At 47.7% G+C, this 19,228-nt stretch carries 15 protein-coding genes; 14 read left to right on the top strand and 1 reads right to left on the bottom strand.

Going from position 1 to position 19,228, the window contains the following annotated elements; translation table 11 throughout:
* Positions 1-142: 142 nt before the first annotated feature.
* From raiA to MHH57_RS22770, 5 genes are all read left to right on the top strand, one after another.
* Positions 143-697, top strand: coding sequence for a ribosome-associated translation inhibitor RaiA (gene raiA, locus MHH57_RS22790; protein ID WP_029514571.1), 555 nt, complete (start codon positions 143-145; stop codon positions 695-697).
* 412 nt (positions 698-1,109) lie between these two features.
* Positions 1,110-3,560, top strand: coding sequence for a preprotein translocase subunit SecA (gene secA, locus MHH57_RS22785; protein ID WP_039271459.1), 2,451 nt, complete (start codon positions 1,110-1,112; stop codon positions 3,558-3,560).
* Between the two features lie 141 nt (positions 3,561-3,701).
* The gene (locus MHH57_RS22780; protein ID WP_342434551.1) at positions 3,702-3,920 is read left to right on the top strand and encodes a hypothetical protein; all 219 of its coding nucleotides are present in this window, start codon (positions 3,702-3,704) and stop codon (positions 3,918-3,920) included.
* A 152-nt stretch (positions 3,921-4,072) separates the two neighbouring features.
* A protein-coding gene (gene prfB / locus MHH57_RS22775; protein ID WP_141695457.1) for a peptide chain release factor 2 occupies positions 4,073-5,186 on the top strand; the annotation gives its coding sequence in 2 pieces (ribosomal slippage) (positions 4,073-4,144 and positions 4,146-5,186; 1,113 coding nt in all).
* Between the two features lie 97 nt (positions 5,187-5,283).
* Positions 5,284-6,183, top strand: a complete 900-nt coding sequence (locus MHH57_RS22770) for a YitT family protein (RefSeq protein WP_069010671.1) — start codon at positions 5,284-5,286, stop codon at positions 6,181-6,183.
* A 99-nt stretch (positions 6,184-6,282) separates the two neighbouring features.
* Here MHH57_RS22770 and MHH57_RS22765 read toward each other — a convergent pair whose 3' ends face one another.
* On the bottom strand, positions 6,283-7,197 hold the full coding sequence (locus MHH57_RS22765) for an SMP-30/gluconolactonase/LRE family protein (RefSeq protein WP_342418963.1): 915 nt from the start codon (positions 7,195-7,197) through the stop codon (positions 6,283-6,285).
* A gap of 415 nt (positions 7,198-7,612) precedes the next feature.
* On the opposite strand from MHH57_RS22765, the gene argC reads away from it, so the two are divergent.
* The 9 genes from argC to MHH57_RS22720 all read left to right on the top strand — a co-directional run bounded on the left by argC (position 7,613) and on the right by MHH57_RS22720 (position 19,222).
* Positions 7,613-8,662, top strand: coding sequence for an N-acetyl-gamma-glutamyl-phosphate reductase (argC, locus tag MHH57_RS22760; RefSeq protein WP_342434550.1), 1,050 nt, complete (start codon positions 7,613-7,615; stop codon positions 8,660-8,662).
* A gap of 105 nt (positions 8,663-8,767) precedes the next feature.
* Entirely contained in the window at positions 8,768-9,994 is a 1,227-nt protein-coding gene (gene argJ / locus MHH57_RS22755) for a bifunctional glutamate N-acetyltransferase/amino-acid acetyltransferase ArgJ (RefSeq protein ID WP_069010676.1), read from the top strand.
* Between the two features lie 118 nt (positions 9,995-10,112).
* Positions 10,113-10,952, top strand: a complete 840-nt coding sequence (gene argB, locus MHH57_RS22750) for an acetylglutamate kinase (protein ID WP_029514564.1) — start codon at positions 10,113-10,115, stop codon at positions 10,950-10,952.
* Positions 10,953-11,005: 53 nt separating this feature from the next.
* Entirely contained in the window at positions 11,006-12,268 is a 1,263-nt protein-coding gene (locus tag MHH57_RS22745) for an acetylornithine transaminase (RefSeq protein ID WP_318627922.1), read from the top strand.
* A gap of 48 nt (positions 12,269-12,316) precedes the next feature.
* On the top strand, positions 12,317-13,273 hold the full coding sequence (gene argF / locus MHH57_RS22740) for an ornithine carbamoyltransferase (protein WP_165146279.1): 957 nt from the start codon (positions 12,317-12,319) through the stop codon (positions 13,271-13,273).
* A 63-nt stretch (positions 13,274-13,336) separates the two neighbouring features.
* A complete protein-coding gene (locus tag MHH57_RS22735) occupies positions 13,337-14,572 on the top strand; it encodes an argininosuccinate synthase (RefSeq protein WP_069010680.1) in 1,236 nt (411 codons plus the stop codon).
* 86 nt (positions 14,573-14,658) lie between these two features.
* Positions 14,659-16,071, top strand: coding sequence for an argininosuccinate lyase (argH, locus tag MHH57_RS22730; RefSeq protein ID WP_013312248.1), 1,413 nt, complete (start codon positions 14,659-14,661; stop codon positions 16,069-16,071).
* Between the two features lie 447 nt (positions 16,072-16,518).
* The gene (locus tag MHH57_RS22725; RefSeq protein WP_029514559.1) at positions 16,519-16,770 is read left to right on the top strand and encodes a hypothetical protein; all 252 of its coding nucleotides are present in this window, start codon (positions 16,519-16,521) and stop codon (positions 16,768-16,770) included.
* On the top strand, positions 16,763-19,222 hold the full coding sequence (locus MHH57_RS22720; protein WP_318627920.1) for a glycosyltransferase family 2 protein: 2,460 nt from the start codon (positions 16,763-16,765) through the stop codon (positions 19,220-19,222). The genes MHH57_RS22725 and MHH57_RS22720 overlap by 8 nt, the downstream gene beginning before the upstream one ends.
* Positions 19,223-19,228 lie beyond the last annotated feature (6 nt).

Genomic DNA, 19,228 nt, shown 5'->3' with positions numbered 1-19,228 from the left:
ACCTGTTTTCAAAGAATGACGTTATGGGAAGCGTTTTAGCGAAAAAAGAGGGATTTTGTAAAATAGCTTCGAAATGTTGGTCTCTTTTTTTACTTGGCGTTAACATATGTGCTATACTGAAGGAGCAAAGGAGGCGTGCCCTATGAACTTAACAGTACGAGGTCAACAGATCGAGGTTACCGACGCTTTGAAGGACTACGTTGATAAGAAATTCAGCAGACTTGAAAAGTATTTCGATGCACCCCCGACGTCTGATGGAAGTGTAACGTTAAGCACAACCAGAGATTTGCACACTGTAGAAGTAACCATTCCTTTGCCGGGGCTTGTACTCCGTGCCGAAGACGAGAGCGATGACATGTATGCATCCATTGATGCCGTGGTAGACAAGCTTGAACGGCAAATTCGCAAGCACAAAACCAAGCTAAACCGAAAATTCCGTCAAGAAGGCAGTTTGAAAACCCTTTTTGTGGAAGATCCGGCAGGTGGCGTGGCTGTTGCTGAAGATGCAGAACTGGATGAGCTGGAAGTTGTCCGCACCAAGCGTTTCTTATTGAAACCTATGGATGTGGAAGAAGCTATTCTTCAAATGAACATGGTTGGACATAATTTCTTTGTGTTTTCCAATATTGACAACGAAGAAGTTAACGTAGTTTACAAGCGCAATGATGGTAAATACGGTCTGATCGAACGGCAATAGCCTGTGAAGTAGGAACTTTTCACATTTTAAAATGAATAGAACGATTTCGATTGAAGCATGCTTCATGGATATTAGGAAAATGAAAACAACACGAGCCTTATCCTTGCGAACCTGGCGGGATAAGGCTCTTTTATATGTTTTTTTGTGAAAGTAAGGAAATTTAAACTTGGATAAGTGTAATCAAGTTGTGTATTTCGTGCGTCAATTGTTTTGGTATCTTTAACCGGATGCAAATCTGGAGGCTGCTTGTGTTGCGGCATGTCCTACAAACTGTTACAATTTATGCAAAGAACATCGCACGATGGGCTGGTACAGCCGGGCCTGTCAAACATATCGGGAATCAATTTCATCATGGACCCTTTCTTATTGTGAAATTGATTCTATTAATTGTTTTGCGCGAAAGGGGTAAACCATGCTAGGAATTGTTAAGAAAATCTTCGGAGATACCAATGAACGTGATGTCAAGCGTTTAATGAAGACGGTTGAACTGATCAATAAGATAGAGCCGGATTTCGAAAAGCTCTCGGATGAGGAGTTGCAAGCGAAGACGGTGGAATTTAAAGCTCGGGTCGAACAAGGGACTACGGCTGAAGAAATTTTGCCAGAAGCTTTTGCTACTGTTCGCGAAGCGTCCAAACGGGTGCTGGGTAAACGTCATTATGACGTACAGATGCTCGGCGGTATTGCGCTGCATGAAGGTAAAATTGCCGAAATGAAAACCGGTGAAGGTAAAACACTGGTAGGAACACTGCCGGTTTATTTGAATGCTCTGTTGGGCAAAGGCGTGCACGTGGTTACGGTCAATGACTATTTGGCGCAACGTGACAGCGGAGAAATGGGACAAATTTATAACTTCCTAGGAATGTCCGTAGGGCTTAATTTGGCCAACATGGATCATGCCGCCAAGCAGGCAGCATATGCTTGTGACATCACATACGGTACAAACAACGAGTTCGGATTCGATTATCTGCGTGATAATATGGTGCTTTACAAAGAGCAGATGGTACAACGTCCGTTGTACTTCTGTATCATTGATGAAGTGGATTCCATTCTCGTCGATGAAGCTCGTACACCATTGATTATTTCAGGACAAGCTCAGAAATCGACCGAGCTGTATTTTGCGGCTGACCGTTTTGTGAAGAGCCTGAATGTTGAAGAAGATTACACGCTGGATATTAAGGTGAAGTCGGTTGCTTTGACCGAAAACGGCGTATCCAAAGCTGAAAATTTCTTTGGTCTTGAAAACTTGTACGATCAGGAAAGTGTTACAATCAATCACCACATTGTACAGGCATTGAAAGCTAATGCTATTATGCGTTTGGATGTGGACTATGTCGTGGCTGACGGTGAAGTCCTAATTGTCGATGAGTTTACAGGTCGTTTGATGGCTGGACGTCGTTACAGTGATGGTTTGCATCAAGCTATTGAAGCAAAGGAAAACATCATTGTACAAAATGAAAGCATGACATTGGCGACAATTACATTCCAAAACTATTTCCGTATGTACCGCAAATTGGCGGGTATGACGGGTACAGCTAAAACAGAAGAAGAAGAATTCAAAAAAATATATGGTCTGGAAGTGCTCCAAATTCCGACGAATAAGCCTAACCAGCGTGTAGATATGCCTGACATAGTGTACAAGAGCGTGAAAGGCAAATTCCATGCTGTGGTAGATGAAATCCTGGAGCGTAACAAAAAGAACCAGCCGATATTAGTAGGTACGGTTTCTATTGAAAACTCGGAGCTTCTTTCTGAAATGCTGAAACGCAAAGGCGTTCGTCACAAAGTGCTTAACGCCAAGTATCATGCTGAGGAAGCTGAGATTATTTCCCGTGCAGGTGAAGCAGGCGCAGTTACCATCGCTACCAACATGGCCGGACGTGGTACTGACATCGTACTGGGTGAAGGCGTATCAGAACTTGGTGGTTTGCACATCATCGGTACAGAACGTCATGAATCCCGTCGTATTGATAATCAGCTTCGCGGACGTGCAGGACGTCAGGGTGATCCGGGCTCCACACAGTTTTACTTATCGCTGGGCGATGAGTTAATGAAGCGTTTTGGTGCGGACAACGTACTGAATATGATGGAGCGTTTGGGCTTCGAGGAAGACCAACCTATCGAGAGCCGTATGATTACACGTGCTATCGAATCAGCTCAAAAACGCGTCGAAGGCAACAACTTTGATCAGCGTAAAGTCGTTCTCCAGTATGATGATGTAATGAACCAGCAGCGTGCTATTATTTACAAACAACGCCGTGAGGTGCTGGAATCAGAGAACATCAAGGAAATTGTGTTTGACATGATCAAGCCTGTCATTGAGCGTGTAGTGGAAGCTCATTGCGGGGATGACATTCCTGAAAACTGGGAACTTGAAGAAGTAGCAGAGTATGTGAATAACAACCTGCTTGAGGAAAATACACTTACACGTGACGACCTGTGGGGCAAGGAAAAAGAGGAGATCGTGGATATGATCTTCGAAAAAGTTACCAACAGATACCACAGCCGTGAAGAAATGATTGGCGAAGATATGGTACGCGAGTTCGAGAAAGTTATCGTACTGCGTGCGGTCGATAGCAAATGGATGGACCATATTGATGCTATGGATCAATTGCGTCAAGGTATTCACTTGCGTGCTTACGGCGGTACCGATCCTCTGCGCGAGTATCAATTTGAAGGCTTCGAAATGTTCCATGCTATGATTGCTAGCATCCAAGAGGAAGTAGCGACATACATCATGAAAGCACAAATTGAATCCAATCAAGAGCGTCAGGCTGTCATCGACGAAGACAAAATCTCGACGAGTGGTGAACCAGCTGCTCCTAAAAAGAAATCCGCTCCTTCGCGTCCGCGTAGAAAATAACGGATTGAAATTAAGGGAGAGTCTTGAGATACACTATTCCCTGCAGTGCATATAATGGCAGGCGGCAGTTCAACCACTGACCGTCGGCCATTTTGTGCCATACAGGGGATGCACTGATGTTTTCAGCTTATAGTGTTTTTGTTGGAGGATCAGTTTGAATATTTTTTTCTTGAGAAGATTGTCCCTATTTCTATAATTATGACAAGCAAGCGGGTCTTAGCTTGCTTGTCAGTTAATTCAGCTCTTGACTCGGCTCACATACCTGAGCCGATTATCTATAAGTCGTTTGACTTTACGGCGGTCGGTAGCGAAGTGAAGGATTTGAATCTGGAGAAGCGTCAGCGTTCGCCTTTGCAGTGAGATGCCCACCTTTGAATGTGTTAATCCAATCAAGGGCATCTCGCTGCAACAGCGATCGTAAGATCAAATCATTCGCGCAGCGTCTCTTCACCCAGCCGTAACTCACAACGCTTTTACTTCCCCTAACCATATATTAAAAGGAGAATGACAGCATGATTGATCCAAGTGTAAAGCATGATTTGCGAGAAATAGGCAAGAAACTAACAAACCTTAGGGGGTCTCTTTGACTTAGATCTCAAACAGGAAATGATCGCAAACTTTGAAGTAAAGATGGCTGCACCTGACTTTTGGGATGATAATGATAAAGCCCAAGGTGTAATTGCAGAAATGAACGCTGTTAAGTCTTCAGTAGACAGCTATGAACAGCTTCGTCAGGAATACGAAGATGCCGGCATGATGGCTGAGCTGGCTGATGAGGAAGGCGATGAAACACTGGCTGGAGAAATCGAGAATAGTGTCAGTTCTCTGCTGAGCAAGCTTCAGGAGTTTGAGTTGCAATTGCTTTTGAATCAGCCGTATGACAAACTTAATGCCATCCTGGAGTTGCATCCGGGAGCAGGCGGAACGGAGTCCCAAGACTGGGGACAAATGTTGCTACGGATGTATACTCGCTGGGCTGAAAAACGGGGCTTTAAGGTAGAGACCCTGGATTATCTAGCGGGTGATGAAGCAGGAATTAAGAGTGTAACACTTTTGATCAAAGGTTATAATGCCTATGGCTATTTGAAAGCGGAGAAAGGCGTGCATCGGCTTGTTCGTATCTCTCCATTTGATTCCTCCGGCCGTCGGCATACATCGTTCGTATCCTGTGATGTGGTGCCTGAAATTGCGGATGATGTGGACGTTGAGATCCGCACGGAAGATCTTAAAATTGATACGTACCGGGCCAGTGGTGCGGGCGGTCAGCATATTAATACGACCGATTCAGCCGTTCGGATTACGCATTTACCTTCCGGTATTGTCGTGACCTGTCAAAATGAACGCTCCCAGATCAAGAACCGAGAGCGTGCCATGACGATGCTCCGTTCCAAGCTCTACGAGCGTAAGATCGAAGAGCAGCGTCAGCATTTGGATGAAATCCGCGGAGAACAGTCCGATATTGCATGGGGCAGCCAAATTCGCTCCTACGTGTTCCATCCATACAGCATGGTTAAGGATCACCGTACTAGCGTGGAAACTGGCAACGTAGGGGCTGTCATGGATGGCGATCTCGATCCCTTCATCGATGGTTACCTGCGCAGCCAAATTAAGCTGGACGCAGAATAATAGCCTGTACGTTTTCCTACAGTCCGCAGACCATGTGCCTGCAGACTGTAGGAATTTTTGTGTAACGGTATTTTTTAATTAAAGGAGAACACGAATGATGCCTCAATTGAATCCTCCCGCTGCTCGCCGAAGACGACGCAAGCCTCTGATTGCCGCCAGCGGACCCGCACGCAACGTGACCGATATTTTGCTGATTATACTCGGCTCTTTCATTACAGCGCTGACCTTTAACATGTTCTTGCTCCCAAACCGGATTGCATCCGGGGGGGTATCGGGCTTGTCTATCTTGGGCGAGGAGCTGTTTGGCCTGGAACCAGCCTATACGCAGTGGGGAATGAATATTCCGTTATTTATAGCAGGGGTCCTGCTGTTAGGGAAAAAATACGGTTTGCGTTCTTTGCTGGGAAGTATTATGCTGCCGCTATTCGTTTATGTTACGAAGGACTGGGCAGTTCCGACAACCAATCCGTTGCTGGCTTCGCTATATGGTGGAATCGGAGTAGGGTTGGGTTTGGGTACCGTGTTTCGGGGCAGGGGCTCGACGGGTGGACTGGCTATTTTGGCGCAGATTATTCAAAAATATACGGGTTTTAGTCTTTCTCTCTGTGTCATGTTGATGGATGGCACGGTGATTACACTGGCTGGTTTTACCCTCTCGCCAGAACGGGCGTTGTACGCGTTGATCGGCTTGTTTGTAACGGGCAAGGTCATTGATGCCGTGGAAATGGGATTGGGCTACTCCAAAGTGGCTTACATCATATCCAATCAGAAAGAAACGATCACGCAGGCTATTTTGCAGGATTTGGACCGGGGATTGACAGAACTGGCGGGACGGGGCGGTTACACGAACGAAGAACGTCCTGTGCTTATGGTTGTAGTCGGACAAAACGAGGTAACTCGCCTTAAAACGCTCGTCCGTTTGGTAGACCCGGAGGCTTTTGTGATTATTAGTAATACTCGTGAGGTATTGGGTGAAGGGTTTAAGAAGGAAAGCTGAAACAAAGGGGCCTGTCTGAGGCATGCTCTTAACTGAATCAATGCAGGAGAGCCCACTAATATAGTAGGCTCTTCTCTCTTCAGTATGGCTTTACTAGATTCATTTTACTAATCGTTCAAGCCAATTTGCAGGTTGTCCTTGATTAAAATACGAGGTTGGCGTTCCTTTCACCCCTGTTTTGACCATGAATAGACCGCCTGCTAAGGGTTGATCGGCACTATCATCATCTTGAGCAGTCGTAATATATAACTCATCCAGATGTTCACCGCCAAAAGCACACGAAGTCACACAATTGACGGGGAGCGACACCTCAGCAATCACTTCTCCATGAGCAGGATGGATACGGGAGACACGTTTACCGCCCCATCGCGCGACCCACAACATGCCCTCTGCATCGATTGTCATGCCATCTGGATACCCTTCACTTTCATCCAATCTAGCCACCAGTTGCTTATTCCTAATAGTGCCTTGTGCCACATCGTAATCGAAGGAGACGACCTCCAATGTTGGAGTATCAATGTAATACATTGTACGATGATCTGCGCTCCAGGCTAATCCATTAGATATGGAGGCTTTATCAACCAGTAAGGAGACGTGGCCTTTAGTGCTCAGACTATACAATGCTCCTTGCGCGTGTTCGTCATTTAAGCTCATTGTTCCTGCTAGAAAACGTCCTGCAGGATCGCATTTTCCATCATTAAAACGATTACCTAGTCTACCTTCCTCAGGATCATGAATTAATACTTTGGCCCCTGTCTCAATATCCAAACAATATAGACCGCTAATCAGCGCTACGATCACTTTATTTTTGAGATAAGGTACAACTGCACCAATATGTTCACCAACCTCTATTGTACGATCTGTGCACGTAGAAGGATCGTAGATATGCAGTTGAAAACCTTCAATATCGACCCAAAATAACCGTTGAAACCGCTGATCCCAGCTGGGACCCTCGCCTAACTTTGCCTTTGCATCTATAACGATATTCGCTGTATATGTTTCGATGTGTAGCACTCCTAACGTTTTGGTTTATTTTCGACCCCAATTATCCGCTTTAGCGGCTCCTCTGCGCAGATTCACTAGATGCAGCCCATGTGATTTGCTTGTGTGTAGTGCTACGTGTACTTCCCTTCATGTTCAACAAGTTCATAAAGTGCAGCAAATGACCAATCGAGATGAATACCAATATGTGAAATAATTTAAAGGGAATATCCCCCTTTTCTTTATGCAAAACGGCAGACTGTATTCAAGAGGCTCTCTGTCTATTTTTTATTTCCTTTATTATAGCCCGTACAGCCTGCCCGTCAAAAGAATAGGTAAGAGCGCATATTTTAAATTTAGAGGAATAACATGACATGAGGTGTTGTATTTATATGAATAGAGTCGTATAATAATACATATTTCATAGGAACGGAATGGAGGAAGGTCTGTGAGCAGCAAGTTAAAAGTGGCAATTGTCGGTTCCACCGGGTATGGCGGGGTGGAGCTGATTCGTTTTTTGGTTCATCATCCGCAAGTAGAGATTGTATCTGTTATTTCTTCATCCAGCGCGGGTGTCCCAATCAGTGACGGGTTTCCACATCTGACGGACATTGTGGTGCAGGATTTGGACGGTGTCGAAGTCCACGAAATTGCTGCCAAGGCCGATCTGGTTTTCACTGCTACGCCATCGGGCGTTAGTACTAAGTTAGTGCCGCAGCTTCTTAATGCCGGACTGAAGGTCATTGACCTTTCCGGGGACTTTAGGCTTCGAAGCGGAGAAACGTATGAAGCATGGTATAAAAAGCCTGCGGCTTCACCCGAGTATCTCAAGCAAGCAGTATACGGACTCAGTGAGGTGTATGCAGAAAAGCTGGCGGGCGTTTCTTTTATTTCTAATCCAGGCTGTTATCCGACTGCAACATTACTGGGGATTATTCCTGCGCTGAAAGCGGATTGGATCGACCATCGGTCGCTGATTGTGGATGCCAAATCCGGTGTATCCGGCTCGGGTAGGGGAACAAGCCTCGTTTCGCACTATGCGGAAATGAACGAGAATTTTAAGGCTTATAAGGTGAATAAGCACCAGCACATCCCTGAGATCGAACAGGTACTGGGCGATATTGCGGGCGAGGACGTTACGATTACGTTTACAACACAACTTGTTCCTATGACCCGAGGAATTATGAGTACGATTTATGTCACGCTGAAGGGTGAGCATACAGATCAAGATCTTATCGGGTTATACCGGGATTATTATAAAGGCCATCCTTTTGTCCGTGTACGTGGCGAGGGTATATGGCCAGCAACGAAGGAAGTAATGGGTTCGAATTACTGTGACATTGGTTTTGCAGCAGATGCCCGAACCGGGCGTCTTACGATTATTTCTGTCATTGATAATGTTGTGAAGGGTGCCGCTGGGCAGGCGATTCAGAATTTAAATTTGATGATGGGATGGGAGGAGAACCTCGGGCTAGGCTTCATACCGGTATATCCGTAAGTAGCAAGTAACTGCAACATGGATACGGATAACGGCAGCGAGCGGGAATTTGGAATACAAACAGCTGTCATTCATCGAATATGTTGCGAACGAGGGCACATAATTATGGGCAAAGTAGAGTTTACAGTAGTAAACGGGGGTAACATCGTAACTCCGCGTGGTTTTACAGCCGGAGGATTACACTGCGGGCTAAAAAATTCGAACCGCAACGATATGGGCGCGATTCGTTGTGAGGTAGAAGCGACAGCTGCTGCGGTGTACACCACCAATGTGTTTCAGGCTGCACCGCTGAAGGTGACCCGCGAGAGCTTGGCAGATGGTCGATTGCAGGCAGTAGTGGTGAACAGCGGAAACGCCAATGCCTGCACGGGACAACAAGGAGAGCAGGATGCTTACGCTATGCGTTCGGCTGCGGCTCATGAACTGGGTGTTGCTGAGAGCAATGTAGCCGTCGCCTCGACAGGCGTGATCGGCGAGCATTTGAAAATGGATTGTGTGCTTGAAGGTATATCCTCCTTACCTGACCGTATGAACGGGGCAAACGATGGAGCAGAGCAATTTACCCAAGCCATTCTGACAACGGACTTGGTTAAAAAGGAAGCATGTGTGGCGGTTGAAGTGGACGGTGTGACCGTGCACATCGCCGGGGCGGCCAAGGGATCGGGCATGATACATCCGAATATGGCAACGATGCTCGCTTTTATGACCTGTGATGCAGTAATCGGACAGACGGCGCTTCATCAACTATTAAAGCAGGCAACGGATACCAGCTTTAATATGATTACGGTGGATGGGGATACGAGCACGAACGATATGCTGATTGCTATGGCAAGTGGGCTGGCTGGCAACCGTGAACTGCACGTAGGGCATCCCGATTGGGACGCTTTTGCCGAGGCGTTCACCTATATCTGCCGAGAACTGGCGAAGGCAATTGCTCGCGATGGAGAGGGTGCTACGAAGCTAGTAGAGGTGTCTGTAAGCGGAGCGGTAAGCGATGCGTCCGCTCAAGCGATAGCCAAGACGGTGGTTGGGTCCAGTCTGGTCAAGTCAGCCGTCTTCGGAGCAGATGCGAATTGGGGACGGATTATTGCGGCCGTAGGGCGTGCTGGAGAGCCAGTTAATCCAGAAACGGTAGATATTCGCTTGGGTGATATTGTTGTGCTAAGCCAATCAAGTCCGGTCGCTTTTGATGAAGAAGAGGCGCTAGCCTATTTGCGGGGAGATACGGTGCAAATTATTGTTGATTTGCATCACGGGGACGGAACCGCTACAGCATGGGGCTGTGACCTAACCTATGATTATGTGCGGATTAACGCAGCTTATCGGACATAGATACCCGAATAAAATACGGATTGAATAAGGATAGTAGTTAATAGAAGCAAAGAGCGGATATAAGTCCAGCATCATTTAAAAATTGCACGGATATGCGGAGAAGAAAAGGAGAGATGATATGCAATCGGCAGTGGAACACGCGGATCAAGCGAATCATGCGGGAGTGGCACGTCGTAATTTTGTGATGAAATGCGGAGGAAGTACGCTGGCTGCGTTACCTGATTCCTTTTTTGAAGATTTGGCGCGTTTGCAGTCGGAAGGTCTTCAACCTGTCATTGTACATGGCGGTGGCCCTGCGATCTCCGACAACTTGGCGAAGCTGGGGATCGAAACAGAGTTCATTCATGGATTACGCAAAACGACCGAACCCGTGCTGGATGTCGTGGAGATGGTACTGGCGGGTAGCATTAACAAGCAGATTGTACGTAGAATAGGACTGCATGGGGGCCGAGCGTTGGGGTTGTCAGGTAGTGATGGTTATTTAATCGAAGCCAAGCCTGTGTCGAATGCTGCTGAGGTCGGTTGGGTCGGAGAGGTAACATCTGTTCAAGCCTCGATTATTACAGGTGTCCTGGATATGGACTATATGCCTGTTATTGCCCCCATCGGGATTGATCGATCTGGTCAGCGTTACAACATTAATGCGGATACGGCGGCGGGTGCGGTAGCCTCTCATCTGGGGGTCAGTCGGATGATCGTCGTTACAGATGTACCAGGCATATTGAAGAAGTATGGCGGAGAAAAGAAAGTGCTGGACTCTATCACCGTACAGGAAATTGAGGATATGATCAGCACAGGTGAAATATATGGGGGTATGATCCCGAAAGTGAGAGCGGCTATTGCCTGTATCCACGGCAAAGTGAAGGAAGTCGTCATTGTGAACGGTAGCGAACCGCAGGTACTAAGTCGTGTGCTAGGCGGAGAATCGATTGGAACACGCATTGTGCGTATGCAGTAATTGTAATATATAGCTCGACCTATATAACCAAACGATAAAGGAGCGTGAACATAATGAGTAAGGAACCGAATACGCTGGTGAGCGAGGAAATGCCAAGTACGGATGGAAGCGAAGTGCAAACGGAAAAGGTGTCAGCAAAAGCGCAGACAAATAGCTCTCTTTTTCCAAACTACGCAAGATACCCGCTTACACTGGTGAAAGGGCAAGGAAGCTGGCTGTGGGACGATCAGGGCAAGCGTTATCTGGATTTCATGTCAGGCATCGCCGTTACTAATTTGGGCCATGCGCCTCAAGCAGTAGCTGAACGATTGAAAAAACAGATCGATGAATTGTGGCATGTATCCAATCTGTTTCATATACCGGGGCAGGAACGGGCAGCTGCCTTGCTGACAGCCCATAGCAGCGCAGATGCCGTGTTCTTCTGCAACAGCGGGGCCGAAGCGAACGAAGCTGCAATTAAGCTGGCGCGTCGTTACCACCAGAAGGTAAAGCAGACCGGTCGCTACGAAATCATTACGTTCACGCAATCCTTTCACGGACGGACGCTGGCAACCTTGACCGCTACGGGTCAGGACAAAGTGAAAGAAGGCTTTTTACCGCTTCCCGCCGGATTCAAAAGCGTTCCGCTTCATGATCAGACGGCGCTTGAAGCAGCCATCAGTGAGAATACGGCGGCAATTATGCTGGAAATGGTGCAGGCCGAAGGCGGCATGTATCCGGTAGACCCTGCTTTCGTAGACGTGATCACCAAGCTATGCCGCGAGCATGGTTTGCTGCTGATCATTGACGAAGTGCAAACAGGTATGGGACGGACGGGCAAGCTGTTTTCCTTTGAGCATTATGGTATAGAGCCAGATATCTTTACATTGGCGAAAGGACTGGGCAGTGGTTTCTCTGTGGGTGCGATGCTAGGCAAAGGATATTTGCGTGAAGCGTTCACAGCGGGCAGTCATGGTTCTACCTTTGGAGGTACGCCACTTGCTATGGCGGCGGTTCAAGCTACTATTGAAACGATTATTGATGACAAGCTGCCAGAACGTGCAGCAGAGATGGGAGATTACCTCTTCCATAGCCTGCAAAAGCAGCTTGGAGATAGTCCTTTTGTAAAGGATATCCGTGGAAAAGGTTTGATGGTCGGCATTGAGTGTGCAGAGCCGGTAGCGGAGCTTGTTTTGGCAGGACAGAAGAAGGGCATTCTGTTCATTACAGCAGGACCGAATGTGATTCGCCTGTTGCCTAACTTGTATGTAACGAAAAACGAAATAGATCAGGCTGTAACATGGATTGCTGAATTGATTCGGGAGCATGTGGCTTAGTGTAAAGATCAAATCATCCCAGACTAGAGTGTAAAAGGAGACGATAGCATGAGCCAGGGCGGCGCACTGCAGCAGATGAATTTGAAAGGACGGGACTTCCTGGAGCTGGACGATTACTCGCCAGAGGAAATCCAGTATTTAATTGATCTCGCTGTTGAAATTAAGCGTAAGCATAAAAACGGGGAAACCTATCAGCCGCTAAAAGGGAAAACGCTCGGACTGATTTTCGAGAAATCCTCTACCCGCACACGGGTATCTTTCGAAGTCGGTATGTATCAATTGGGTGGGCATGCCCTTTTCCTCAGCAAAAATGACATTCAACTGGGACGCGGCGAACCGATTAGCGACATGGCCCAAGTCATGTCACGTTATCTGGATGGCATTATGATTCGTACCTTTGGACACGATAATGTGGTAGAGTTGGCACGTTATGCGTCCATTCCTGTGATCAATGGATTGAGTGATTTGGCGCATCCGTGCCAAGTGCTAGCAGATTATCAAACCTTGTATGAGCAAAAGGGTGAGCTAAAAGGGCTCAAATTGGCTTACATCGGAGACGGTAACAATATGGCTCATTCTCTCTTGATTGGGGGGGCGAAGCTTGGAGTGCATGTGTCGATTGCAAGTCCAGCTGGATACGAGCCTGACCCGAGTGTGGTCGCAGCTTCCCGTGAAATTGCCAAACAGACAGGTAGTGAGATCGTTATAACCCAAAGTCCGCAGGAAGCAGTACAAGATGCGGATGCGATCTACACAGATGTGTGGGCGAGCATGGGATTTGAGGAAGAGCAGAAGGAGCGGGAGCTTGCTTTTGCCGACTTTCAGGTGAATGAGGAGCTGGTTAAGCTGGCAAAGCCGGATTATTTATTCCTGCATTGTCTCCCTGCGCATCGTGGGGAAGAAGTGAGTGCAGGCGTAATCGATGGTCCGAATTCGGTCATCTTTGATGAAGCGGAGAATCGTCTGCATGCGCAAAAAGCGCTGTTAGTTGCTTTAATGGCATAAGATTGATAGGTATTGATAGGTAAAGAAGATAAGGGCTAGAAGCATTCGGGGAGGACTTTAACAATGGCAAAAGAAAAAATCGTACTCGCATATTCCGGCGGTCTGGATACGTCGGTTATTCTGAAATGGCTCAAAGAAACTTATGATGCTGAAATCATCGCTTTCACCGCAGATATTGGTCAAAAAGAAGAACTGGACGGTTTGGAGGAAAAAGCACTCGCTACAGGGGCTTCCAAAGTGTACATTGATGATCTGCGTGATGAATTCGCCAAGGATTTTATCTATCCGATGTTTCAGGCGGGTGCTTTATATGAAGGACAATATTTGCTCGGAACGAGTATTGCACGTCCATTGATCGCTAAGCGGATGGTCGATATTGCGATTGCCGAGGGAGCAACAGCCATTGCTCACGGGGCAACAGGCAAAGGTAACGATCAGGTACGCTTCGAGCTGAACGCGGCGGCGTTGACGCCGGATATCAAGGTGATTGCACCTTGGCGGCTGGAAGAGTTCCGCAATCAGTTCCCGGGCCGTGCAGAAATGATTGCCTATGCGGAAAAACACGACATTCCGGTAACTGCTTCTGCAGCCAAGCCATACTCCATGGACCGTAATCTGCTGCATATCAGCTATGAAAGCGGCGTGCTGGAGGACCCTTGGTTTGATCCAAGTGCTCCTGAAAATAAAGAAATGTTCTTGCTCAGTAACGCGCCTGAGGACGCTCCTGATGAAGCAGAATATTTGGAGTTGGAATTTGAAGCAGGTAACTGCATCGCTTTGAACGGAGAACAGCTTAGTCCATTGCAAGTGATGGAAAAACTGAATGAGCTCGGCGGCAAGCATGGTATCGGACGCGTGGATATGGTGGAAAACCGTTTTGTTGGTATGAAAAGTCGGGGAGTCTATGAGACGCCGGGCGGTACGATCCTGTTCACAGCTCACCGCAAAATGGAATCCATCACGATGGATCGCGAGGTTATGAATCTGCGTGATAGTCTGATTACCCGTTATGCTACCTTGGTTTACAACGGTTTCTGGTTCGCACCGGAACGTGTCGCTTTGCAGGCTCTGGTTCATGAGAGTCAGAAAAATGTCAGTGGTACCGTGCGTGTGAAGCTGTACAAAGGCAACATTATCGGCGCAGGCGTTAAAAGTCCGGTTAGCTTGTACAACCCGGACATTGCGACCATGGAAGCCGATCCGACACAAGCCTACGATCAAGGCGATGCAACAGGCTTTATCCGCTTGAATGCTCTGCGTTTGAAGGTTAACGCGGGTGTAACACAAAATCATAAATAATGATGTAACCTAAAAAATGTACGGGATGCGGGCCGTTCTTGTCCAAACGACGAGGGCGGCTTGTATTGCAGAGAGGGGATCATACAATGAGTAAGCTATGGGGCGGACGGTTTACGAAGCAAACGAACAAGCTGGTAGAGGAATATACGGCTTCTATCGGGTTTGATCAGGCGTTGGCGGAAGAAGATATTCAAGGCAGTTTGGCTCATGTGGCCATGCTAGGAAAATGTGGAATTATTCCGCAGGAGGATGCAGACACGATCAAGGAAGGACTGCACACCGTTCTGGAGCGTATCCGCCGTGGGGAAATTGAATTTTCCGTTTCGGATGAGGATATTCACATGAATATCGAAAAAAATCTAATCGAGGCTATTGGTCCAGTGGGGGGTAAACTACACACTGGGCGTAGCCGTAACGATCAGGTAGCAACGGATATGCACTTGTATTTGCGTGGACGTGTGGTATCGCTGGTGGGTATGCTGCATGATGTACAAGCTGCATTAATCGGCCAAGCAAAGGATAATCTGGACACGATTGTACCTGGATACACACACTTGCAGCGTGCGCAGCCTATTTTATTTGCACATCATCTGCTGGCGTATGTGTCTATGCTGGAGCGTGATATTGACCGACTCAAAGACAGCTACAAGCGGATTAACGTGTTGCCGCTTGGCGCGGGTGCTTTGGCCGGGACCACTTTTCCGATCGACCGTCATTTTGTAGCCGAGCAACTGGGATTTGATGGCGTATATGAAAATAGCCTCGATGCCGTCAGCGATCGGGATTTTATCGTAGAGTTCCTGGCTGGCGCCTCGCTGATTATGACGCATTTGTCTCGTCTGAGCGAAGAATTGGTGCTATGGAGCAGCACGGAGTTTGGTTTTGTCGAGCTGGATGATGCTTTTTGTACAGGCAGCAGCATTATGCCGCAGAAGAAAAATCCGGACGTACCGGAGTTGGTACGTGGTAAAACCGGACGTGTCTATGGAAACCTCGTGGGCTTGTTGACTGTATTGAAATCCTTGCCGCTGGCATACAACAAGGACATGCAGGAAGACAAGGAAGGGATGTTCGATACCGTTGCCACGCTGGAAGGAGCCTTGCAACTGTTCGCACCGATGATCGCCACGATGAAGGTGAACAAGGATCGCATGCGTCAAGCGGTCAACCAGGACTTCTCCAATGCAACGGATATTGCGGACTTCTTGGTCGGCAAAGGGCTTCCGTTCCGTCAGGCGCATGAGGTCATTGGCAAAACCGTACTGTATTGCATCCAGCATGGAAAATATTTGCTTGATCTGACACTGGACGAATTTCAGCAGTTTTCGGATTTGTTTGATGAGCGTATCTATGAGGTACTTCAACCGGAAGCGGTAGTGAATGCACGGAATGTATATGGTGGAACCGCTACCGGTCAGGTACAGGCAGCCATTGGGCGCAGTGAACAGCTCCTGGCGAATACATCAACATGGTTTGAAGGGCACAAGCCGAAAAATTAATCAGTAAAGAAAGATATTATTCTCTTGCACAGTAGCGGTATACTGTGTAAAATCAAATTTTAAGGAATTAGCAATCAAAGATTCTAAGGCACCGTTCGCGGTGTCTTTTGTGCTTTTTGGGGCATTAATTCATAGTTCCAAATACCTATTACTACACTAGTGTGAAAGTTTCTAGAATTTACATTTTTGTATACTACGTCTACGGTGATTATGGTAGAATAGCACTAAGTTTTTCATTGAATTACCAATTCAATAGGACAAGAACTATATTCAATAAATAAATGTCAAGTTACTAGGGGCTCTTTTGGTCAAGTGAATTTCATAAATGTGTAAATGAAGGGCTTGAATGAGAATAGAGGTATGTCCTGGTTTTGGGAGAACGGCATGTATATGCTTTAAAGTAGTGACGTAGCAATAGGCAGAGTCGGGATGATTCAGGGAGGTATTATGAGAACTAAAAGGACGGCGCGTCAGTTAAAGAGCGCTTGGATCGGTTATCGCGCTTCTGAAGCCGATCAACTGATATCTTCATTGCATGAGGAACGGATACAAGCGGAGGAGTTACTGCGCGAGGAGCGGGAACTTTTTCACGCGGCGCTGGAACGGAAAAAGCAGCGGGATGCGGAGTTAAAGCAGCTGCTTGCAGATGCGCTTGCGGAAGAGCGGCGCTGGATTGAAAGGGCGGGAATTCATGGGTGACAAGCTTAGGTGGCAGGTTGGAGGAGTTTCAATTCGCCAAACCAAGAGAAGAATAAAAGAAGAGCGTCAGCGAATCGAACAACTGCAACAACAGCTAGAGGCTCAGCGGTCAGAGCAGGCTCCGGTGCTGTACAAGCTTGATTTTCATATCGAAGAGTTGGAACGGCGACTTCAGGATACAGAACTTCGTATCCAGGCTATACGGAACGCCAATGATACAGCAGCAGCTGTGGAACAATTGCTGGATGAAGGGATACAGGATGGACAGGCGCAGGAGGCTCAAGTCCAATATGCATCTGGGCAGGAACAGACAGCAGCAGGAGCTGCTATGGTCACTGCTTCCAGTATCCCTGGTACGGAAGGCGAAGAGGCCGCAACAGGAACGCGGAGCGGCCGAAACGGCAAGGCCCGTCTGGGGGATCAACTGGTGGAGAACGGGATGATCACCCGCGATCAGCTGACAGATGCCATCCGCAACCAGAAGCGCTACGGTGGTAGGCTGGGCGATATTCTTGTAGAAATGGGCTTCATTACAGCCGAGCAGCTACAGGAACAGGTTGGCGGCGACGAGTCCAAGGAGCGCCTAGGCGATATGCTGGTTCGTTCCGGTTATATATTGCCGGAACAACTGGAACGCGCACTGGAGTTCCAGGCGAAGAGCGGCGGGCTGCTGGGCGACATCTTGCTGTCATTGCAAATGCTGGAACCTGCGGATTTGTACCGCGCGATTGCTACACAGAACCGGATCGGGCGTATTGGTGAGGAACTCGCGCTGGATGCGGCGTACAAACTACCCGAGCAAGTGGCAATGGCTTATGGCGTGGTCGTTATCCATCAATATATGAACCGATATATTGTGGCGGTCAGCGATCCGCTGCCAGAAGAGCGACGCTTGAAGCTGGAGGAAATTCTGGGTATGCCGGTAGAGCAGGTGCTTGCTACGAAGGAAGAGATGGAGCAGCTCTGGGGTAAAATCTACGGTGAAGAAATGATGCAGGAGAGCACGACCGGGCTGTTGGAAAAAGAACCGCACAATTCGGCGCGGACGACTTTTACAAAGGGACAACTTTGGGTGTTCGCAGCCATGGGTATGATTACACTGCTCGGTCTCTTCTGGAACAGTTGGAAAACGGTGTTGATCATCAATATGATGATTCAGCTGTTTTATTTTGCGATGACGCTATTTAAATTTGGCATTATTTATCTTGGTTCCCGGCGTGGGGCGCAGCTTCGTTTTACGAAGGAAGAGGTTGACGCCATGGATGAAAAGAAACTGCCGATCTATACCATTCTTGTACCTATGTATAAGGAAGCGGGCGTGCTTCCGATGTTGTTGCGAAATTTGGAGCAGCTGGATTATCCCAAGTCCAAGCTGGACGTGCGGCTGCTGATTGAAGAGGATGACATTGAGACGATCGAGCTACTTCGGGAAATGAAGCTGCCGGCCTATTACACGACACTGGTCGTTCCAGACGGTTTGCCGAAAACCAAGCCGAAGGCATGTAATTATGGACTTATTCGGGCACGTGGCGAGTTTGTCGTGATTTACGATGCTGAGGATCGTCCCGACGCTGATCAGCTTAAAAAGGTCATTGCAGCGTTCGATTCACTCCCTGAGCATTATGCGTGTATTCAGGCGAAGCTCAACTACTTTAATAGTACACAAAATTTGCTGACCCGCTGGTTCACTCAAGAATACAGTATGTGGTTCGAGCTACTGCTGCCGGGTATTATGCAGTTAGATACCCCAATTCCTTTAGGTGGCACATCCAATCATTTTCGGGTATCTGTATTGAAAGATATTAATGCGTGGGACCCCTATAATGTAACCGAGGATGCCGATCTGGGCATACGTCTGTATAAAGGCGGCTACAAAACTGCTATTGTCGATTCCCGTACATGGGAGGAAGCTAACAGCCGCGTGGGCAACTGGATTCGTCAGCGGTCACGCTGGATCAAGGGGTATATGCAGACGTGGCTGGTTCATATGCGCAATCCGGTGAAGCTGGTGCGCGAAGTGGGCTGGAAAGGTTTTTTCGGCTTTCAGGTGATGATTTTGGCAACTCCAATGTTGCCGTTGCTGAATCCGATTTTTTGGGGCTTGCTTATTTTATGGTTTGGCTGGGAATTGTCCTTTATTCCCAAGCTGTTCCCGGGATATGTGTATTACCTGGCCAGCGCGGAATTTTATATCGGTAACTTTCTGTTCGTATTCAGTAACGTGGCCGGAATGTATTGGGTCATCGGGGAACTGGAAGAGCGCGGTGAACGAACATTTTCATACGCGATGGTCAAATATGGGCTACTCTCGCCGTTATATTGGGTACTAATGAGTATAGCTGCGGTGAAAGCAGCTTGGCAGCTCATTACCAAGCCGTTCTATTGGGAAAAGACGACACATGGTCTGACCGATATGCACGACTTGGATGATACCCCGGCACAGTCCTCCTGAATATGA

This window comes from Paenibacillus sp. FSL H7-0442 (assembly GCF_038593105.1).
Lineage (GTDB): Bacteria > Bacillota > Bacilli > Paenibacillales > Paenibacillaceae > Paenibacillus > Paenibacillus polymyxa_D.
Note: the sequence above shows the minus strand (reverse complement) of the source record. Positions and strands in the feature narration are given on the sequence as shown.